The sequence below is a fragment of the Pseudomonas sp. Y39-6 genome (assembly GCF_023651955.1).
GTDB classification, from domain to species: domain Bacteria; phylum Pseudomonadota; class Gammaproteobacteria; order Pseudomonadales; family Pseudomonadaceae; genus Aquipseudomonas; species Aquipseudomonas veronii.
This window is the reverse complement of the sequence record NZ_CP069594.1, coordinates 4673173-4692026: the sequence shown is the minus strand read 5'-3', so window position 1 is coordinate 4692026 and position 18854 is coordinate 4673173. Positions and strand designations below refer to the sequence as shown.

Genomic DNA, 18854 nt, shown 5'->3' with positions numbered 1-18854 from the left:
GGCTCTAACCTTATACCTAAACGATATTTGTTATCTCTGCAGTTAGCTCTTTATGATCACGTCATTACTCGTTATGACAAGTGATCTTAATGAACGACACAGCCAAGGTTTTACTGCCGCTGTCCAGCGTACCGTTGCACACCCAACTGCGTGATTTATTGCGCAGCAGGATCCTTGATGGCGAATACGCCCAAGATAGCCAGATGCCCTCGGAAAGCGAGTTGTGCAGTCTGTTCAAGGTCAGTCGCATCACCGTGCGCCAGGCCTTGGGCGATTTGCAGAAAGAAGGGCTGATCTTCAAGATCCACGGTAAAGGCACCTTTGTCGCCAAACCCAAGACCTTCCAGAACGTCAGTACCTTACAGGGGCTCGCCGAGTCGATGACCGGCCGTGGCTACGAGGTGATCAATCGCCTGCGCAGTTTCAAATTCATCCCCGCCGACAAGCTGGTCGCCGAGCGTCTGCAACTGCTAGAAGGCGAGACCGTGGCGCAGATCAAGCGTGTACGACTGATCAACCGCGAACCGATTTCCCTGGAAGTGACCTACCTGCCGCAAGCCCTTGGCGAGCGGCTGGAGAGTGCCGATCTGGTGACCCGGGACATTTTTCTGATTCTGGAAAACGACTGCGGGCTGTCGCTGGGCCATGCCGATCTGGCCATTGATGCCGTTTTGGCTGACAGCGATCTGACCCAGGCGCTGAACGTCGAAGCTGGCTCGCCGATCATGCGCATTGAGCGTCTGACCCATTCTGCCGATGGCCAGCCCCTGGACTTCGAGCATCTTTATTATCGTGGCGATGCGTTCCAGTACCGCCTGCGTATCGACCGTAACCGAGGCCCTCAGGCATGACTCGAGCCGTACTTGAACAGGAATACGACATCGTCGTGATCGGCGGCGGTACTGCCGGGCCCATGGCGGCAATCAAGGCCAAGGAACGCAATCGCAACCTGCGCGTGCTCTTGATCGACAAGGCCAACGTCAAACGCAGCGGCGCCATCAGCATGGGCATGGACGGCCTCAATAACGCAATTATTCCCGGCCATTCGACGCCGGAGCAGTACACCAAGGAAATCACCATCGCCAATGACGGCATCGTCAATCAAGCGGCGGTATATGCCTACGCCACCCATAGTTTCGAAACCATTGAGCAACTGGACCGCTGGGGCGTGAAGTTCGAAAAGGACGAGACCGGCGACTACGCGGTGAAAAAGGTTCACCACATGGGTGCCTATGTGCTGCCTATGCCGGAAGGGCATGACATCAAAAAAGTCCTGTACCGCCAGTTGAAGCGGGCACGGGTGAGCATCACTAATCGCTTGGTCTGTACCCGTTTATTGACCGATGCCGACGGCGCGGTGAACGGGGTGATGGGTTTTGACTGCCGCACGGCGGACTTTCATGTGATCAAGGCCAAGGCGGTGATCCTCTGCTGCGGCGCGGCTGGGCGATTAGGGTTGCCGTCTTCGGGTTACCTGATGGGTACTTATGAAAACCCGACCAATGCTGGCGACGGTTACGCCATGGCCTATCACGCGGGTGCTGAGCTGGCGAACCTGGAGTGTTTCCAGATCAACCCGCTGATCAAGGACTACAACGGCCCGGCCTGTGCCTACGTCACCGGTCCCTTGGGCGGCTACACCGCTAACAACAAAGGCGAGCGCTTCATCGAGTGTGACTACTGGAGCGGGCAGATGATGTGGGAGTTCCACCAGGAACTCGAAAGCGGCAACGGTCCGGTGTTCCTCAAACTCGATCACCTGGCCGAAGAAACCATCCAGAACATCGAGCAGATCCTGCACAGCAACGAACGCCCGAGTCGGGGTCAGTTCCATGCCAATCGCGGCACTGATTACCGCAGCGACATGGTCGAAATGCATATCTCCGAGATCGGCTTTTGCAGCGGGCATTCGGCCTCGGGAGTGTGGGTCAACGAGCGGGCCGAGACGTCGGTCAAAGGCCTGTATTCGGCCGGGGATATGGCGGCGGTTCCGCATAACTACATGCTCGGCGCGTTCACTTATGGCTGGTTCGCTGGCACCAACGCCGCAGACTTTGTGGCTGATCGTGATTTTACGACACTGGATACGCAGCAGATCGAGCGCGAACAGGTGCGGGTTTACGCACCACTTGATCGCGAACACGGCCTGCCTCCGGCTCAAGTCGAATACAAGCTGCGGCGCTTCGTCAACGACTACCTGCAACCGCCGAAAGTGACGAAAAAAATGCAGATCGGTTTGCAACGCTTCAGTGATATCGAGCACGACCTCGATCAGATGAAGGCCAGCAATGCCCACGAACTGATGCGCGCCATGGAAGTGAGCATGATCCGCGACTGCGCAGAAATGGCTGCACGTGCCTCGTTGTACCGCGCCGAGAGCCGTTGGGGGTTGTACCACTATCGAGTCGATCACCCGCACCGCAATGACGCCGACTGGTTTTGCCATTGTCACCTGAAAAAGGGCGAGGACGGCAACATGATCAGCTTCAAAAAAGCTGTCGAACCCTATGTGATTCCTCTCGACGCCCACGAAATGCAGGCTTATGACCGGCTGCGAGTCTGTGCCAATGCAGCTTGACTGGCGCGAAATAACCCGTTACCCAAGAGAGCTGAAGGCTCCGAGGACACCGTGAAATGGCCTACCAGCCCCAGGAAATCTTCTTTCGCTCCAACGCCCCCGTCACCGTCGATGAGGACAAATGTATCGCCCATAAAGGCTGCACCGTTTGCGTCGATGTTTGCCCGATGGACCTGTTGGCGATCAATCCAGCCACGCAAAAAGCTTACATGGCGTTCGACGAGTGCTGGTACTGCATGCCGTGCGAAAAAGACTGCCCGACTGGCGCGGTGAAAGTGGAAATCCCTTACTTGCTGCGTTGAACCCATCGCTGGTCTGCTGACCGAGCAAAGCCATCCGGCAACTACCGGACGCCTGAGTGCACCACCCCTCGTTTCCCACCGCGCCTGATCGTGGCGGAGACGACTCTTATAAATTACGAGGGGATAAACCCATGTTATTGCGTGTAGTCCTGGCCGGCTTTGTCCTGGCCTCATTGACCTTGCCTGTCCAGGCAGAAACCATCCGCATCGCCATTGGCACCCAAGACGCCACCATTAACTGCGCCGCTGGCGGCTTGTTGATTCGTGAGCTGGGCTTGTTGGATAAATACTTGCCCCACGATGGTAAATACAAGGACGCGACGTACGACGTCGAATGGAAAAATTTCACCAGCGGTGCGCCGCTGACCAATGAAATGGTCGCCGGCAAGCTGGACTTCGGTGCCATGGCTGACTTCCCTGGCGCTTTCAACGGTGTGGCATTCGAAACCGCAGGCAAACACAGCCTGTTCATCAGCGTGTTGTCCGGCAGCATCAAAGGCAGCGGCAACGGTATCGTGGTGCCCAGCGGCTCAACCGTGCAGTCGTTGTCCGAACTCAAGGGCAAGAGTATTTCTGTTCCGTTCGCTTCGACCGCCCATGGCATGTTGTTGCGCGCCGTCGCCGCCGAAGGTTGGGACCCGCTCAAGGATGTGAATATCATCGCCCAGGCTCCTGAAATCGCGGGCTCGGCCTTGCAGGCGAAAAAAATCGATGCCCACGCCGACTTCGTGCCCTATGCCGAGTTGTTCCCCAATCGTGGTTTCGCTCGCAAGATTTACGACGGTTCCCAGTCCAACAGCCCGACCTTCCATGGCGCGCTGGTTGACGAAAACTACGCCAGGCAATACCCGGAAGTGGTGGTCGCCTATCTGCGCGCGGGGGTCGAAGCCAATCAATTGCTGGCCGCCGAACCGGAAAAATATAGCGAGCTGATTGAGAAAGTCACGGGTATCGAAGCCGAGGTCAATTATCTGTTCCACGGTCCGTTGGGCGTGCAGACCCGCGAGATGACCTGGAAGCCCGAATACCGTCAGGCCGTAGGCACCGCCATCGATACCCTCAAGCTGCTGAAGAAGGCCGACAGGGGGCTGGATCTGAACAGTTTCATCGACGATCAGTACATCCGCGCTGCGTTTAAAGCCTCGGGACTGGATTACACCGCGCAATTGGCCAACTACGTCCAGTCGCCGCTCAACGCCAATGACGCAATCAGCGGTAAACCCATCACCGACCTCACGCGTGTGGCTGAAATATGGGTCAAGGGTGAGCCGAAAGTGCGCCATTACGCTTCGGCGGAATCGGCCTTCAGTGCGCTGGACAGCTTAAAGAAAGAAGGCAAAAGCATCCGCGCGATCTATGCCCAGGCCAGTGACAGCGGGATCAAGCTACTGGCCGATCAGGCCTGGTTCGCCACTGATGCCAAGGGGGGGCTCAGCGTTTTTCTGCTCAAGGGGCAGGCGCAACAGTACGCCAGGGCCAAGGGCGGCAAGGTGCTCGATTTCACCGATGCCAGTGCCAAGTCCATCGCCAGTCGTTGAGGACCATTCGCCAATAAATCCGCTCCTGCAGAAAGCATGCAATCTCTGCGCGAGCGAATTCATTCGCGAAGGCTGCAGCACAGAATGTCCCGGAAAATATTTATGTCTGCATCATTTATTCGCTGGATCCCGCGTACGGCATCTTTACTGATGTGCCTGTTGTTCTGGCAACTCGCCGCCGGCCATCACTGGAATTTGGGCGTGGTGACCTTCGCCAATGTGCCTACCCCTCTGGCAGTGGCGCAGGCGGCAGCGAGTCTGATGGACTCGGGCAAACTCGGCCAGCATTTGAGCGCGAGCCTGGGCCGGGTGTTTGCCGGCTATGTAGTAGCCGCTGTGATCGGCATCGGGCTGGGTGTGGCCATCGGCCGTTCAAAATGGGCCGAAGATGTCTTGCTGCCTCCATTGGAAGTTTTGCGCCCGATCCCGGCCGTAGCCTGGATTCCTCTGGCGATTTTGATGTTCCCGTCATCGGAGCTGTCGATGATTTTCATCACCTTCACCGGTGCGCTGTTTCCGATCCTGCTCAACACCGTGCACGGTGTCGAAGGTGTCGATCCACGCCTCATAGCCTCGGCAAAAAGCCTAGGGGCAGGACGTCTGTCGATTCTGTCGGAGGTGATTTTGCCGGGCTCGGCACCGAGCATCATCACCGGCCTGGCGATTGGTATGGGCACTTCATGGTTCTGTCTGGTGACGGCGGAAATGATCTCCGGCCAGTTTGGCATTGGTTATTACACCTGGGAGTCGTACACCATCCAGAACTACGCCGACATCGTCGTCGGTATGTTGCTGATTGGCGTGCTCGGCATGGGTAGCAGTCTACTGATCAAACGGTTGGGTGGGCTGTTTACCCCTTGGTATCGACCGCGAGGCAAAGCCTGATGAACATTGCAAAAATCCCTGCAGGGCGCATCGACATCCATGACCTGTCCATCACCCTTGGCGAACAGAAAGACGCGTTCGAGGCGGTGCAGGCGCTGGAGTGCCAGATAGAGCCCGGTGAGTTCGTTTGTATCCTCGGGCCGTCAGGCTGCGGCAAATCGACCTTGCTTGGCGCCCTGGCAGGCCATCTGCAACCGCGCCAGGGTCGGCTGGAGGTCGATGGCGTGCCGGTGCAAGGCCCGTCGCCGCAACGCGGCATGGTGTTCCAGCAACACACGTTGTTCCCATGGCGTTCGGTTCGCGACAACGTTGCCTTCGGCTTGAAGATGAGCGGTGTTGGCAAGTCCGAACGGCAAGCCGCCGCCGATGAAATGCTCTCGCTGGTGGGCCTGAATGGCTTCGCTGATCGCTGGCCGAATCAGCTCTCCGGGGGCATGCAGCAACGGGTGGAAATCGCTCGTGTGTTGATCAACCGACCACGCCTGTTGTTGATGGACGAGCCGTTCGGTGCCCTCGATGCCTTGACCCGTTTGAAAATGCAGGAGTTGTTGTTGGATATCTGGACCCGCATCCGCACCACGGTGGTGTTTGTCACCCACGATATCGACGAAGCCTTGTTTTTGGCCGATCGCCTGCTGGTGATGAGTTCGCGCCCCGGTCGTATCATCGAAAACTTGCGCCTTGATTTTCCTCGCCCACGTTTGACTGAGCTGGTCACCAGCCCTGAATTTTCAAGTTTGAAGCGTCATTGCCTCGAACTGCTGCGTCATGAAGACGGTAGGCAATTACCTCGCCTGAATCCCCTCGGGCTTCCCATTGAAAATAATCGACCGCGATTCGCCATATGACTGATATGACCGACACCCTGAATGACATCGACAATCCCGACATTCTTGCCCTGCGTCCACGCCTTGAAGACGAAGACCCTGGCGTGCGGCGCATTGCCTTGATCGAACTCGCTGACTTTGAGGAGCCCGACGGGTTGCTTTGGTTGGTCGACCGGTTGCGCGCGGACCCTTCGATTGAGGTGCGTACGGAGGCGGCGCGCCTGCTTGAAGCCTGGGAAGAGGTCAAGGTCGTCCAGGTGCTGTGCGAGGCATTGACCGATCCCGCCCACGCCGTTAGAGACGCTGCGGCCCAAAGCTTGAGCGTGCTCAAGACACAAGAAGCAGGTGAGGTGATTCTGCCGTGGGCCGCGCACGCAAACGCCACTGTGCGCATCGCAGCGTTCCGGGCATTGCGTGAATTACGCTTGCCCGCCGCGGCGCCAGCGGCGGTGATCGCACTTAACGATGAGGATGCCAGTGTTCGCCGTGAGGCCGTCGGCGTGCTCGGCTGGCTGAAGCAAACCGAGGCTCTGGATGCCTTGGCCAGACTCGCCAGCGAAGACCCGGATACCGATGTGCGCCGCGCAGCCACTGGGGCTTTGGGGTTGGCCATTGATGCGCGGGTTTTACCTGCCTTGCGCCTGGCTTTGCAGGATGCAGCCTGGCAGGTTCGCGAAGAAGCCGCGACCACTTTAGGTAAAGTCGGCCACGACGATGCCGGCCCGGCGCTGATCGCGGCCCTGGGGGACGATTACTGGCAAGTGCGATTGCGTGCAACCCGCAGCCTCGGCCGCTTGCGTTATGTGCAGGCACTGCCGGGCCTGATCGAGACCCTTGGTCACAGCATCAGTAATCTGCGCAAGGAAGCCGCTTTGGCACTCGGTGAACTTGGCGACAAAGCGGCGTTGGCTGCGTTGCAAACTGCGCAGAACGATGGCGACCCGGAGGTGCGCAAAGCCGTGCGAATTGCACTGAGCCAACTGCAATGAGTCAGGCACCGCAGGCCATCGGTAATTCTCGGGGCAAACAGCAGTTGCGGCTGGACTGGGCCGACGGCAGCGTGCAGTTGATCGGTCACGCTCAGTTACGCCGTCAGTGCCCCTGCTCGCAATGCCGCGCGTTTCGACTGCAGGGGTTGAAGCCGGTAGTGTCGCCCGGCATTCGGCTGTTGGAAGTGAATCCCCAGGGGTATGGCCTGCAGTTGGTGTTCAGTGACGGCCACGAGCGGGGAATCTACCCGTGGGCCTATCTGGCAGGCCTCGGCGAGGCGTAAATTCAGTTGAAGGCTTTGCTGAATGAGTTGTCGATCACGGCCTTGGTATCAAAGGCTTTTTGCAGCGCGCCGGTCGTCAGCAGGAAGTCCGCCGTGCCTTGGTAGTCAGCCGCAGCACCTGCATCCACCGGGCCCACGGTCATGTCGGCCTGACCAATCCAGTGCCGCGAAACCGCCTGATCCAGACCGGATTTTGCAGCCCAGGTGTCGGCATAAGCATTTTTGTGCGTTTGAACCCAGGCCCGCGCTTTTTGCAAGCGTCCGAGGAAATCGGCGATAGCGGCGCGCTTGGGTTCGATAGAGTTTGCGTTGGCCGCGATGCTGGACAGTCCGGGCATCAGGCCGCGAGCGGTCAGGATCGTGCGAGCGCCGGAGAATACTTGCTGCTGGGAGATATAGGGTTCCCACACCGGAAAGGCGTCGATGCTGCCTTGTGGCAATGCGGCGGCGGCATCGATGGGCATCAACTTGACGAACTCCACATAGTCCTTGGGCAGACCCGCTTTCTCCAAGGCACGCAAGGTCAGTTGCTGGCTCCAGGCGCCCGGCCAATAGGCGACTTTCTTGCCTTTCAGGTCCTGAATGGTCTTGGCCGGGGAATCCTTGGGTACCAATAACGCAATGGTGTCGGGGTTCTGTCGGGATACGCCGATCAACTTGACCGACGCGCCTTTGGCGGCGAGGAAGATAAACCCGGAATCGCCGAGAAAACCTAGGTCCAGTGCCCCGGCTTCCAAGCCTTCAGCGACCGGAGCTGCGGATTGAAAGTGCTTCCAGTCGACTTTGTAAGGTGCGCCGTCCAGCACGCCTGACGCCTCTACCGAGGCCTGAACGTTGTAGTAGTTCTGGTCGCCAATCACCAACGTGATTGGCTCTGCGGCCTGGCTCAAAGGGGCTGCGAGGGCGAGGGTTGCCAGGCCGTGGCGGATAAAACGAAATAAATTCATTGCAGTCTCTCAAGGTCTGGCCGGTCTGGCTTCAATGCCGTCGGCAACAGGTTTGAGAAGAGCAATTGCACGGTGCATGCCAGCAAAAAACGGACGAGAAAGTCTGATTTAGAGGCTGTTCTTCGGGCGGGGATGTATCCTGTGGCGCACAGTGTTGACTCAGTGTTCGACTGGCAACACTTACCGTCCTTCTTGCTGCTTGCGATAGGCCCCCGGTTGCACGCCGACTACCTTGGTGAACGCCCGAGTGAAGGCGGCAATCGATTGATAACCCACCGCCGCGCAGACGTGCTCCACGGTCTTGTTAGTTTTGAACAATTGACAGGCGTGACGAATGCGCAAGGCCAGCAGCACCTGTCCGGGCGATTGCCCGGACAGTTCATTGAAGCGTTTGAAGAACGCCGAACGCGACAGGCCGATGCTGGCGGCCATGTTTTCCAGGGGCCATGGCTGTTCCGGGTGTTCGATCAGTTGCCCCAGCAGCGGGGCAAAGGTCGGGTGACGTGCCAGTGCCACGAGTCCGCCAAGGTTGGGGTTGCTCGTGACCTGTTGGCGCATTACATACAGAAACAGCAAATGGCTCAGGCGTTCCAGCAACACCGAGGAAGGGGCCGGTTGCCGGTTGCACTCCTCCAGGATCAGCTCGAACAGGCTGCGTGCTGCGCTTGAGGATGGATCACCCGCCTTCAGAATGATCCAGTCGGGCAGCGCTTCGATGATCAACGACGACAGCCCGGACTGAAAATGAAAGAAACCACACACCAGTCCAACGTCATCACCCGCGTCTCTATCCAGCGCTTGCATCGTCCTCTGCGGCTGATGTTGGGCGTCCTCAACGGATTCAGCGCTGGACAGGCGGTAACCCACATCACGCAGCAAAAAAACGGCATCGCCACTGTTCAGTTGTTGCGCCTGGGCTTGGCCGTCGATGTGCAGCCAGCAATGCCCCTGTACCACCAGATGAAAGCTGGCACGCGCCAGTCCTTGGGTACTGGCATGCCAGCCACCGCAATAGCGACCCACGTGGAAGAGGCTGGCGTCAAGTTCAAGGCTTTCTAATAACCAATCAATAAGGGGGCTGGACGAAATCATCTAATGGAAAGACTCAGAAGCAAGTAATAGCGACTTTAGAATATGGAATGAAATTCTTATAACCAACAGAAATGGAGGCATCCCCACACCGGGCCCAACATCAGGAGTCACTTCATGTCTCGCGTTACCTTGCACACGCTGGAAAGCGCACCCGAAGCAGCTCGCCCACTCCTTGAAACCGCGCTGAAGAACTCCGGTTTCATTCCCAACCTGCTGGGAGTGTTGGCGAATGCCCCAGCCGCGCTGGAAACCTATGTGACTGTATCGGGAATCAACGCCAAGGCTGAGCTAAGTCTGGCCGAAAGGGAAGTGGTGCAATTGGTTGCTGCCACCACACATGGTTGCGATTTTTGCGTCGCAGGGCATACCGCCGTCGCAACAAATAAGGCGAAATTGCCGGATGAGGTGGTCACCGCACTGCGTGCGCGTACACAACTGCCTCAAGAAAAGCTCGAAGCGTTGGCAGCGTTTACTCGGGAAGTGATCGCCACGCGTGGCGATGTCAGCGACGAAGACTTCAGCGCCTTTCAAGCCGCCGGCTACGCCGAGGGCCATGCGCTGGAGGTGATTCTGGGCGTCAGCCTGGCGACCCTGTGTAACTTCGCCAATGTCTTTGCGCGTACACCGCTCAACCCTGAACTGGCGAAATATCGCTGGGATAAGACTGCGGTTTGAACTGTGCAGGCTGTGGGGCGAATTTATTCGCGAATGGCTTGACGCGGCGTGCCAGATACACCGCCTAAAGGAGAAACATATGCTCGACCCTGAATTGAAACAATGGCTGGACGCACAGGCAAACGCCCTGGACCTGGGCACATGCGATGCGGAGCTGGTTCTGCCGCAATTGGCCGGTGCTGATGTGCTGCGGGTCGGCATCAGCGAGGAACTGGGCGGTGGAGGTGGCAATCTTGCTGATGCCGTGGAAATTGTGTCCCAGGTGGCCAGTCATTCATTGGCCGCAGCGTTCGTTTTTTGGGGGCAGCGAGCCTTTATCGAGTACCTGCTGCACAGCCCGAACGTAGCGTTGCGTGAACATCTGTTGCCGGATTTGTTAAGTGGCCGGTTGGCCGGAGCGACGGGGCTGTCCAACGCAATGAAGTATTTGTCCGGCATCGAAGCCTTACAGATCCGAGCCCGGTCGCAGGATCAGGGTTGGACACTCAACGGCCGTCTGCCTTGGGTGACCAACCTGCGTAAAAGCGGCTATGTGGTGGCCGCTGCCATCGAGCAAGAAGACGGTAGCGCCCCCTTCATTCTGGCTATTCCGGATGCAGTGGCTGGCTTGCAGCGCTCCGACGATTTGGACCTGATGGGCTTGCAATCGAGCAACACCGCCGCGCTGAGTCTGGAGAACGTGGCGTTAAGTCGTGACTGGCTGCTGCATGATGACGCTCGCACGTTTCTGCCAACGGTACGCCCGGCATTTCTCGGTCTGCAATGCGGGTTGGCGATTGGTCTGGCCCGGCGTTCGCTCGCAGAGGTGGACACCCACCTGGAGGACTCCCGCTCGGTACTGCGCGGTGAGTTAGTCGAGCAACGCCAGCAGCTCGAAGCGGCCGTCGACCAGTTGAAGCAAGGCCTGTTGGACCAGCGCTTCCTCACTCAGCCCTCCGCGTTGTTCCGCCTGCGAATCGCCCTCGCCGAGTCCGCTGCCAGTGCCGTACAGCTGGAATTGCAAGCCAGCGGTGGCAAAGCGTTCCTGTCTGCCCACGGCAGCGCGTTTGCCCGACGCTGGCGCGAGTCGGCTTTTGTGCCGATCGTCACGCCGAGTCTGGTGCAATTGCGCGCCGAACTGCAACGTCAGGCTCAAGCCTCGGTCACCGCAGCATGAGCGAGCTCTTGCTCGAAGCGCGCAAGATTAGCCTGGGGTATCCCCGTGATCACGGCTGGCAATCGGTACTGGAAGACTTCGACTTGCAATTGGTACCCGGGGAGGTGGTCTCGATTCTTGGCCCCAGCGGGGTCGGCAAGTCCAGTCTGTTGCGGGTGTTGGCCGGTTTGCAAACGGCTCACAGCGGCTCGGTCAGCCTGCTCGGCGAACCGTTGAAGGGGCCCCATCCGCGAGTGGCGGTCGCCTTTCAGGACCCCAGCCTGCTGCCATGGCTGAGCCTGGAAAAGAACGTAGCATTCGGCCTGGATTTCGTTAGTCAGCCATCGCTGAGTAGCGTGGAGCGCAAGGCCCGGATTGATCAGGCGATTGCCGAGGTCGGCTTGCAACATGCACAGGAACATTACCCCGCGCAGTTGTCCGGCGGCATGGCCCAGCGCACGGCATTGGCCCGTTGCCTGGCGCGGCAGCCGCAAGTGTTGCTGCTGGATGAACCCTTCGGCGCCCTGGATGAAGTGACCCGTGCCGACATGCAACACCTGCTGCTCAAGGTCATCGCTGAACACAATACCGCTGCGGTATTGATCACCCATGACATCGACGAAGCCCTACTGCTTTCCGAGCGTATTCTGCTACTGGGTAACAGCCCGGCGCGGACCCTCGGTGAATGGCGCATCGACCTGCCTCAGCCACGCGCCGAGTTGGTCGAAGAACTGGGCGCATTGCGCATCGACATCCTCAAAACCCTTCGGCGGGCGAGCCGCAACTCCAACACTTTTTCCGAATCGCTGCCCGACCCGCTGGAGGCTGTACATGTGCCTGGATGACTTCACTCACACACGTCGTGATTTTCTAAAACTCAGCGCGCTGCTGACCGCTGCGGGCGCGTTACCGCTGCTCAATAGCCTGCAAGCGCGCGCCGCCGCCGAACCGGATGCACCGGTAAGAATCGGTTACTTGCCTATCACCGATGCCACTCCCTTATTGGTGGCGCATAACAACGGCTTGTTCGAAGCCGAAGGTATCAAGGCCGAGCGCCCGGTATTGCTGCGCAGTTGGGCGCAAGTGATCGAGGCGTTCATCTCAGGGCAAGTCAACGTGATCCATCTGCTGTCGCCAATGACGGTTTGGGCGCGTTACGGCAGCAAGGTTCCGGCCAAAGTCGTGGCCTGGAACCATGTCGGCGGCTCCGGCCTGACGGTAGCGCCGGGTATTACCGATGTGAAACAGCTCGGCGGCCAATCGGTGGCTATTCCGTTCTGGTACTCCATCCATAACGTGGTGATGCAGCAGTTGCTTCGCGACCACGGCTTGCAACCGGTGACCAAGTCGGCCAACAGCCCATTGGCCGCCAACGAAGTCAATTTGCTGGTGCTGCCACCTTCGGATATGCCACCGGCGCTGGCCAGCAAACGCATTGCCGGGTATATCGTCGCCGAACCGTTCAACGCGTTAGCTGAGGATCTTAAGGTCGGTCGGGTGCAACGCTTTACCGGTGATATCTGGCGTAACCACGCCTGTTGTGTGGTGTTCATGCACGAGCATGATTTGAACGACCGGCCTGAGTGGTCGCAAAAAGTGGTCAATGCCATCGTCAAAGCCCAGCTTTGGACCCGTGATAACCGCGCCGAAGCCGCCAAATTGCTGTCCCGGGACGGTGAAAACCGCTACACGCCTCACACTCAACAGGTCCTGAGTCGGGTGTTGTCTCCGAGTGCCGGCGAACGGGAGGGCTACGTGACGAATGGGGCGATTCAGCACTCGACGTGGGACGAGCAGCGCATCGATTTCCAGCCGTATCCATTCCCCAGCTACACCGAAGAACTGGTACGTCGCTTGAAGGACACGTTGATAGAAGGCGACAAAGGTTTTCTCGCCAGTCTTGACCCGCAACACATCGCCCGCGATCTGGTGGACGACCGCTTCGTCAAAAATAGCATCACGGCAGTCGGTGGTCTGAAAGCGTTTGGCCTGCCGGACAGCTTTGAGCGCACCGAGGAGTTCAGCATTTGATTGGCCAGCATAAGCACGCCTCACCCATGCTGCAGTGGGCGTTGGGTATCACGGGGCTGCTCCTCTTACTGGCGCTGTGGTGGCTGGGCGTTGGCGTGTTTGGCGAGCCGGACGGGTTGTCAGCACGCTTTTCCCCCCAGGCAACGTTGACCAGCCTGATCGAGTTGCTTGGGCGCGCCGAGCTGTACGAAAACGTGCTGGTCAGCCTCAAGCGCATTCTGATTGGCTTGTTGTTGGCTCTGCTGGTCGGCGTGCCCTTGGGTTTATTGATCGGCAGCTCACGCAATCTGGAAGCGGCGACCACTCCGGCATTTCAATTGCTACGGATGATTTCGCCCCTGTCGTGGATGCCGGTGGTGGTGATGCTGATGGGCGTTGGCGATCAGCCTATTTATTTTCTACTGGCCTTCGCTGCCGTGTGGCCGATCCTGCTGAGCACTGTGGCAGGCGTTCGGCAATTGGACCCGCGCTGGCTACAACTGAGCCGCAGCCTCAGCGCCACCCGTTGGGAAACGCTGCGCCAAGTGATTTTTCCGGGGGTGCTTGGCCATATCTTGACCGGGGTCCGCTTGTCCATCGGCATTCTGTGGATTGTCCTGGTGCCGTGCGAAATGCTCGGGGTCAGTGCTGGCCTTGGCTATTACATCCTAGACACTCGTGACCGGCTGGCGTACTCGGAGCTGATGGCGATGGTGGTGTTGATTGGGGTCCTTGGTTTCGCGCTGGATGCGTTTGCTCGTAGCCTACATCGGCATTGGGCACATGGATGAATGGACGGGAACTAAACAACTGCGAATGAATTGGCTATGTCTGCGTTAAGTGATGAGGCACTGGCCATGCGTGGAGAGTGCCTCACGTCTGGGGCCGAAGGCATCACTAATCACTGCCTGAACTTACGTCAAAAGCGTCGTACGGCGGGTGCTTTTCATATTCAGAACGTCAATGCTTATCACAGCCTGTTGAGACCAATGCCGAATTGACCCACGTGCCGACGCAAGACTGCCCCACCTCAAAATCGGCACAAACCCTGTACAGACAATGTTTTTCGAGGAATCAGACTGGGTCAGTGACATCTCGGCAACTGGGTCAATTCGGCGTCAGCGTCAACAGACTTGTTCGGAGTTTCCCTAGGCACGCACGGTCCAATCTGCATTTTTTGGCGATTGCGCAACGCGACATGCGGCGTTACTACTGACGCCAAAACGCGCTCGGTAAAAATTACCAAGCTTTCATGCTTCCATATATGCAGCGGATTGCAGTACCAACCGTAACATTTCTCATCATTCCAAAAAATGATGGCCTAATATATTATTTTATCAGAGTGCGGGAAGTTCCCCGCGATCAAGTTGCGACGGTGCAGGGTGACTGAGGGTAGCTCGCCGAAAGTATTCTTGTAGTACTCGGCGAAGCGTCCGAGATGCAGGAAGCCATAGTCGAGGGCGACTTCGGTGACGCTGGTCACTACCGCCTGCGAGTCGCTCAGACGAGCACGGATCGCCTCCAGCTTGCGGTGGCGTATGTAGCGCTTGGGTGTAGTGCCGGCGTGCTTGTCGAACAACGCGAACAGCGAGTGCACACTCATGTGCGCCAGATCAGCCAGCCGCACAACACTTATGTCCTTCTTGAGGTTCATCTCAATGAGCTCAGCGAGGAGTTCGAATGACCGACAAACCCCCTGCAACGGCTCGCGACTAACGTCGCTGCCCGGTAAGCTTAGTAGTTTGCTAACGATAATTTTAGCATAATGCTCCTGTACCTGAAGAGGAGTGGCTGGCTCAGTTTCCGCCTCTTGACAGACTAGGCTCAGCAGATTGAAGAAGCCATCCAGCTGCTTGAGGCGGTGAACCGGGGCGAAGACCACTCCTGCGTCGGAGTGACTCCAGTGGTTCTCGCCGCAGACCTTGTTAATGAAGGAGGCCGGCAGCTTGATGATGAACTTCTCGTAGTCGTCCGAGTAGGTCAGGTTGAACGGAGCATCAGGGTTAAGCAGCAGCAACTCGCCTGGGGCGAAGCAGTGTTCCTGTCCGCGGCTGCGCCACAGGCAGTGCCCCTTGAGCAGGAAATGCAAATGGTAAACGGCCTCCCGCTCTGGCGAGGTGATTTGCACTCCATTGCCGTAACTCATCTGAAACAGATCCAAGCTGCCAATGGTCTTGTGTTTCAGGCTCGCCTGCGGATAACTGGTGTGGTGCTGGTTCACCCGGTGAGGGCCAGCATGCTGGTTAGCATAGCTCGAAACGGCATCGGGATCAGTATTGACGAAAACTTGGCTGTTCTCGCCTAGCAGATAAAAGTCCATAATTCAAAACGCTCTTATATTTTTTATACGCACTGAACAAAGCCCAAGCACAAGGCACTACGTTTTTTAAATTTGTATTCCAATTTTATGTTGTTAGCAACTGCTCTCGCAAAAAAAAGTTAGTCAGGGCGGCCGCAAAAACTGGATACGGTTTACGGCAGCCGCCAGCCTTCGGGTCATACGGTTCGATCAACGCCAACAAACCACTCCAGGACGTCCACCTGATCCATTTCGGTAAGGACGCGTTCACGGCGGGTTTGCTTGCGCTTGCTGGCATATCCGAAGTCGGAAAAGCTCATCTGGTTCATGAAGGGCTCGGGTTAGGTGATGAGTCTGTACTTCAGCACGTTTGAGGACTTGTTCGGAGAGTAGTTCCTAGGGTCTGTTCCCGTTTCACATGGGTAGCCAGAGTAAGGCGCAGGCCATGGCCACTACACTTTCGTAATTTGTCTTGAGCTTGTCGAAGCGTGATGCGACCGCCCGGTAATGCTTCAGCCGGGCAAAAGCGTTTTCTACCAGGTGCCGATTGCGGTAAAGCCCTCTATCCAGATCCGCGCTACCTTTCACTGCGTTGCGTTTTCTGGGAATCACGGCTTTGGCACCTTGTTGTTCAACCTGTTCCCGTATGGCCTCACTCGTAGCCCTTGTCCGCAATGATCGCTTGCGCAGCGGGAACCTTGGCAATCAAGGCAGGCGCCTGTGTGCAGATCGTTGATCTGACCTCCCGTGGTCTCAAACACGACGGGCGGCCCGCAGGCACCTACAGCCAGGTGAATATTGCTGGTGTTGCCTGCTCGACTTTTCCCGATTGCCTGATCCATACCGCCGGCAGCCCCTGCACTGTGCTGGTGGGCTTTGGCATAGCTGCCATCGATGAAAACCCACTCCATATCAGGATCAGCTACAAGCGTTTGAAACACCTTGAGCCACTTGCCTGAGGTCGACCACGCATTGAAGCGCTTGTAGACCTTGCTCCAGCCGCCGAATGCTTCGGGCAAGTCTCTCCAGGGACAGCCTGTGCGCATGCGATACAGCATGCCTTCGACGGTTATCCGTAGATCACGCTTATTGTAGATGGTCTTGTGCAGCAGAATTTCCCGCAGCTTCGACCCGTGCTCATCGCTGAGCATCAATCGGGGCATTGCAAACTCGTGTTGGTGTTGTGTGAGAACTACAACGATACGAGTTTTCTCTTAAAGATCAATTGGTTAGTACGAAACGGGAACAGATCCTAGGATATTTCCAAAAAACGGATATCGATAATTAAATAACGGATATCCCCCCGTATCTCCATATCGTAGTCTTAACAACAAATAACAGCGGAGAGTGAAGGTATCTACCCAGCGAGAAGTGTCCGCATACATTAGGCGCGCGACTCGAAGCAAGCTCTTGAGTTCCTTCAGAGTAACCCCGGTGGTTTCACTCACCCATACTGATCGGAGCAAGGCGCCAAGAGTCGCAACAGTACGGCGTGACAGTAAGCCAGGCCCAGTAACAAGACAGGGTGGAAGTGGTGTAATACGTCAGCGCGACATGGAGTTGCGCGGATTTACCGCATGGGCACTCTAATCAGTACTTTCTCACGGTATTCTAATGTGCAGTTTCACCTATTTCAGGTGTGTGTTGGGCTATAGATTTCAGAGATTCGTAAATTGGATTTTTACGGTAATGCGTCAGCATCATGGGTATTGGCTTTCGGCGCGGAAAGATAAAAAATTGGTTATCTTGGCTCTAGCTAGAGCATCATGAAGGAGACTTAGGTCATGAGTTCAACAATAAAAATAGAAGCGCAGGAAGTCCCTTTAAAATGGGTGAGAAACTGGTCTCCCGATGAGGTTCGTGCACTCGTTGATCAGGAAAATGGGTTGCTTGATCCCCGTATCTACTCCGATCAGGATCTGTACGAGATTGAGCTTGAGCGAGTTTTTGCCCGATCCTGGTTGCTGCTAGGGCACGAGGGGCATATTCCCAAAGCCGGGGACTACCTGACCACCTACATGGGTGAAGACCCCGTCATCGTAGTGCGGCAGAAGGACCGCAGCATCAAGGTGTTCCTCAACCAATGTCGGCACCGTGGAATGCGCCTTGAACGCTCGGACTTTGGCAATGCCAAGTCATTCACCTGCACTTATCACGGCTGGGCCTACGACACTGCTGGTAATCTGGTGAATGTGCCCTATGAAAAAGAGGCTTTTTGTGACAAAAAGGAAGGGGACTGTGGCTTCGACAAGGCTGATTGGGGGCCGTTGCAGGCTCGTGTGGACACCTACAAAGGGCTGATTTTTGCCAATTGGGATGCCGAAGCGCCTGACCTCTTGACTTATCTAAGCGATGCTACTCCATACATGGACGTGATGCTCGATCGCACAGAGGCGGGTACCCAGGTCATCACTGGCATGCAAAAGACGGTGATTCCCTGCAACTGGAAATTTGCCGCCGAGCAGTTCTGCAGTGACATGTACCATGCTGGCACGGTAGCGCATCTGGCTGGTGTTGTGTCCAGTCTGCCGCCTGATATGGACCTGTCCCAAGTGAAGTTACCTACATCTGGAAATCAGTTCCGGGCCAAATGGGGCGGCCACGGAACAGGCTGGTTCAATGATGATTTCTCACTTCTTGGAGCCATTATGGGCCCCAAGATTGTCGACTACTGGACCAAGGGTCCTAACGCCGAGCGTGCACAAGAACGATTAGGGGATAAGCTCCCGGCGAATCGCATGGTTGCGCAGCATATGACCATCTTTCCGACCTGCTCATTTCTGCCGGGAATCAATACGATCCGTACTTGGCACCCGCGCGGCCCTAATGAGGTCGAAGTCTGGTCTTTCATCTTAGTGGATGCTGATGCACCTGAAGAAATTAAGGAAGAATATCGCCGGAAGAACATCTTTACCTTCAATCAAGGTGGAACCTACGAGCAGGATGACGGCGAAAACTGGGTTGAGGTTCAGCGAGGGTTGCGCGGTCATATGGCTAGAAGTCGACCTTTTTGTGCTCAGATGGGGGTCGGTGTGCCGAACAAAAACAACCCGGACTTTCCTGGCAACACCAGCTACGTTTATAGCGAGGAAGCCGCGCGTGGGTTCTACCATCACTGGAGTCGCATGATGTCCGAGCCAAACTGGGACACGCTGAAACCTTGAGCGGGTTAAGTGATCGAAGAAAAGCAATAGTGTTTTTATCGTGCTACCAATTTGTTAGGTAAGTATTTTAGCCGGACTCATGGTTGCTGTAAGTTCGTGAAAGCTTTTTATTCAGGTTCATGCAAAACG

Annotated in this window: 17 protein-coding genes and 3 pseudogenes; 15 read left to right on the top strand and 5 right to left on the bottom strand. The window is 56.9% G+C overall.

Features of this window, described 5'->3' with window-relative positions:
* The first annotated feature begins 89 nt into the window (after positions 1-89).
* The 8 genes from JN756_RS21205 to JN756_RS21170 all read left to right on the top strand — a co-directional run bounded on the left by JN756_RS21205 (position 90) and on the right by JN756_RS21170 (position 7403).
* Complete coding sequence (locus tag JN756_RS21205) at positions 90-851, top strand: GntR family transcriptional regulator (protein WP_250690826.1); 762 nt, start codon at positions 90-92, stop codon at positions 849-851.
* Entirely contained in the window at positions 848-2578 is a 1731-nt protein-coding gene (locus JN756_RS21200; protein ID WP_250690825.1) for a fumarate reductase/succinate dehydrogenase flavoprotein subunit, read from the top strand. Before JN756_RS21205 ends, JN756_RS21200 begins: the two co-directional genes overlap by 4 nt.
* A 56-nt stretch (positions 2579-2634) precedes the next feature.
* Positions 2635-2880, top strand: a complete 246-nt coding sequence (locus JN756_RS21195; protein ID WP_003180418.1) for a 4Fe-4S dicluster domain-containing protein — start codon at positions 2635-2637, stop codon at positions 2878-2880.
* 131 nt (positions 2881-3011) lie between these two features.
* Positions 3012-4418 carry an ABC transporter substrate-binding protein gene (locus tag JN756_RS21190; RefSeq protein WP_250690824.1) on the top strand — a complete coding sequence of 469 codons (1407 nt, stop codon included), beginning with the start codon at positions 3012-3014 and terminating at the stop codon, positions 4416-4418.
* A gap of 102 nt (positions 4419-4520) precedes the next feature.
* On the top strand, positions 4521-5303 hold the full coding sequence (locus JN756_RS21185) for an ABC transporter permease (RefSeq protein ID WP_250690823.1): 783 nt from the start codon (positions 4521-4523) through the stop codon (positions 5301-5303).
* On the top strand, positions 5303-6151 hold the full coding sequence (locus JN756_RS21180) for an ABC transporter ATP-binding protein (RefSeq protein WP_250690822.1): 849 nt from the start codon (positions 5303-5305) through the stop codon (positions 6149-6151). The genes JN756_RS21185 and JN756_RS21180 overlap by 1 nt, the downstream gene beginning before the upstream one ends.
* Entirely contained in the window at positions 6148-7119 is a 972-nt protein-coding gene (locus JN756_RS21175) for a HEAT repeat domain-containing protein (protein WP_502940989.1), read from the top strand. The genes JN756_RS21180 and JN756_RS21175 overlap by 4 nt, the downstream gene beginning before the upstream one ends.
* A complete protein-coding gene (locus JN756_RS21170) occupies positions 7116-7403 on the top strand; it encodes a DUF971 domain-containing protein (RefSeq protein ID WP_219061932.1) in 288 nt (95 codons plus the stop codon). The genes JN756_RS21175 and JN756_RS21170 overlap by 4 nt, the downstream gene beginning before the upstream one ends.
* 2 nt (positions 7404-7405) lie before the next feature.
* Here the strand turns inward: JN756_RS21170 and JN756_RS21165 are convergent, their stop codons facing one another.
* Together JN756_RS21165 and JN756_RS21160 are read right to left on the bottom strand one after the other, a co-directional pair.
* A complete protein-coding gene (locus JN756_RS21165) occupies positions 7406-8350 on the bottom strand; it encodes an ABC transporter substrate-binding protein (protein ID WP_250690821.1) in 945 nt (314 codons plus the stop codon).
* Between the two features lie 180 nt (positions 8351-8530).
* Positions 8531-9442: an AraC family transcriptional regulator gene (locus tag JN756_RS21160; RefSeq protein ID WP_250690820.1), complete on the bottom strand. Its 912-nt coding sequence runs from the start codon at positions 9440-9442 to the stop codon at positions 8531-8533.
* Between the two features lie 114 nt (positions 9443-9556).
* Here JN756_RS21160 and JN756_RS21155 point away from each other — a divergent pair, with 114 nt between their 5' ends.
* The 6 genes and pseudogenes from JN756_RS21155 to JN756_RS21130 form a co-directional block, all read left to right on the top strand.
* Positions 9557-10117 (top strand): carboxymuconolactone decarboxylase family protein, encoded by a 561-nt coding sequence (locus tag JN756_RS21155; protein WP_250690819.1) that lies wholly within the window; start codon positions 9557-9559, stop codon positions 10115-10117.
* 79 nt (positions 10118-10196) lie between these two features.
* Complete coding sequence (locus tag JN756_RS21150) at positions 10197-11273, top strand: acyl-CoA dehydrogenase family protein (protein ID WP_250690818.1); 1077 nt, start codon at positions 10197-10199, stop codon at positions 11271-11273.
* On the top strand, positions 11270-12097 hold the full coding sequence (locus tag JN756_RS21145) for an ABC transporter ATP-binding protein (protein ID WP_250690817.1): 828 nt from the start codon (positions 11270-11272) through the stop codon (positions 12095-12097). Before JN756_RS21150 ends, JN756_RS21145 begins: the two co-directional genes overlap by 4 nt.
* Entirely contained in the window at positions 12084-13283 is a 1200-nt protein-coding gene (locus JN756_RS21140) for an ABC transporter substrate-binding protein (RefSeq protein ID WP_250690816.1), read from the top strand. Before JN756_RS21145 ends, JN756_RS21140 begins: the two co-directional genes overlap by 14 nt.
* Before the next feature lie 26 nt (positions 13284-13309).
* On the top strand, positions 13310-14053 hold the full coding sequence (locus tag JN756_RS21135; RefSeq protein WP_250690890.1) for an ABC transporter permease: 744 nt from the start codon (positions 13310-13312) through the stop codon (positions 14051-14053).
* A gap of 93 nt (positions 14054-14146) precedes the next feature.
* Positions 14147-14248: pseudogene (locus tag JN756_RS21130) on the top strand (IS1595 family transposase); the annotation flags it as partial.
* 335 nt (positions 14249-14583) lie between these two features.
* Here JN756_RS21130 and JN756_RS21125 read toward each other — a convergent pair.
* The 3 genes and pseudogenes from JN756_RS21125 to JN756_RS21115 all read right to left on the bottom strand — a co-directional run bounded on the left by JN756_RS21125 (position 14584) and on the right by JN756_RS21115 (position 16724).
* On the bottom strand, positions 14584-15582 hold the full coding sequence (locus tag JN756_RS21125) for an AraC family transcriptional regulator (RefSeq protein ID WP_250690815.1): 999 nt from the start codon (positions 15580-15582) through the stop codon (positions 14584-14586).
* Positions 15583-15721: 139 nt separating this feature from the next.
* Positions 15722-15890, bottom strand: a pseudogene (locus tag JN756_RS21120) (IS5/IS1182 family transposase); the annotation flags it as partial.
* An 85-nt stretch (positions 15891-15975) separates the two neighbouring features.
* Positions 15976-16724 (bottom strand): annotated as a pseudogene (locus JN756_RS21115) (IS5 family transposase).
* A 621-nt stretch (positions 16725-17345) separates the two neighbouring features.
* Here JN756_RS21115 and JN756_RS21110 point away from each other — a divergent pair.
* Positions 17346-18725: an aromatic ring-hydroxylating dioxygenase subunit alpha gene (locus JN756_RS21110; protein ID WP_250690814.1), complete on the top strand. Its 1380-nt coding sequence runs from the start codon at positions 17346-17348 to the stop codon at positions 18723-18725.
* Positions 18726-18854: the final 129 nt, after the last annotated feature.

What these genes read in the sequence shown, in the direction of transcription:
- JN756_RS21205 (WP_250690826.1), top strand. Translation starts at nt 90, where the DNA reads ATGAACGACACAGCCAAGGTTTTACTGCCGCTGTCCAGCGTACCGTTG.
- JN756_RS21200 (WP_250690825.1), top strand. Translation starts at nt 848, where the DNA reads ATGACTCGAGCCGTACTTGAACAGGAATACGACATCGTCGTGATCGGC.
- JN756_RS21195 (WP_003180418.1), top strand. Translation starts at nt 2,635, where the DNA reads ATGGCCTACCAGCCCCAGGAAATCTTCTTTCGCTCCAACGCCCCCGTC.
- JN756_RS21190 (WP_250690824.1), top strand. Translation starts at nt 3,012, where the DNA reads ATGTTATTGCGTGTAGTCCTGGCCGGCTTTGTCCTGGCCTCATTGACC.
- JN756_RS21185 (WP_250690823.1), top strand. Translation starts at nt 4,521, where the DNA reads ATGTCTGCATCATTTATTCGCTGGATCCCGCGTACGGCATCTTTACTG.
- JN756_RS21180 (WP_250690822.1), top strand. Translation starts at nt 5,303, where the DNA reads ATGAACATTGCAAAAATCCCTGCAGGGCGCATCGACATCCATGACCTG.
- JN756_RS21175 (WP_502940989.1), top strand. Translation starts at nt 6,148, where the DNA reads ATGACTGATATGACCGACACCCTGAATGACATCGACAATCCCGACATT.
- JN756_RS21170 (WP_219061932.1), top strand. Translation starts at nt 7,116, where the DNA reads ATGAGTCAGGCACCGCAGGCCATCGGTAATTCTCGGGGCAAACAGCAG.
- JN756_RS21165 (WP_250690821.1), bottom strand. Translation starts at nt 8,350, where the DNA reads ATGAATTTATTTCGTTTTATCCGCCACGGCCTGGCAACCCTCGCCCTC.
- JN756_RS21160 (WP_250690820.1), bottom strand. Translation starts at nt 9,442, where the DNA reads ATGATTTCGTCCAGCCCCCTTATTGATTGGTTATTAGAAAGCCTTGAA.
- JN756_RS21155 (WP_250690819.1), top strand. Translation starts at nt 9,557, where the DNA reads ATGTCTCGCGTTACCTTGCACACGCTGGAAAGCGCACCCGAAGCAGCT.
- JN756_RS21150 (WP_250690818.1), top strand. Translation starts at nt 10,197, where the DNA reads ATGCTCGACCCTGAATTGAAACAATGGCTGGACGCACAGGCAAACGCC.
- JN756_RS21145 (WP_250690817.1), top strand. Translation starts at nt 11,270, where the DNA reads ATGAGCGAGCTCTTGCTCGAAGCGCGCAAGATTAGCCTGGGGTATCCC.
- JN756_RS21140 (WP_250690816.1), top strand. Translation starts at nt 12,084, where the DNA reads ATGTGCCTGGATGACTTCACTCACACACGTCGTGATTTTCTAAAACTC.
- JN756_RS21135 (WP_250690890.1), top strand. Translation starts at nt 13,310, where the DNA reads ATGCTGCAGTGGGCGTTGGGTATCACGGGGCTGCTCCTCTTACTGGCG.
- JN756_RS21125 (WP_250690815.1), bottom strand. Translation starts at nt 15,582, where the DNA reads ATGGACTTTTATCTGCTAGGCGAGAACAGCCAAGTTTTCGTCAATACT.
- JN756_RS21110 (WP_250690814.1), top strand. Translation starts at nt 17,346, where the DNA reads ATGAGTTCAACAATAAAAATAGAAGCGCAGGAAGTCCCTTTAAAATGG.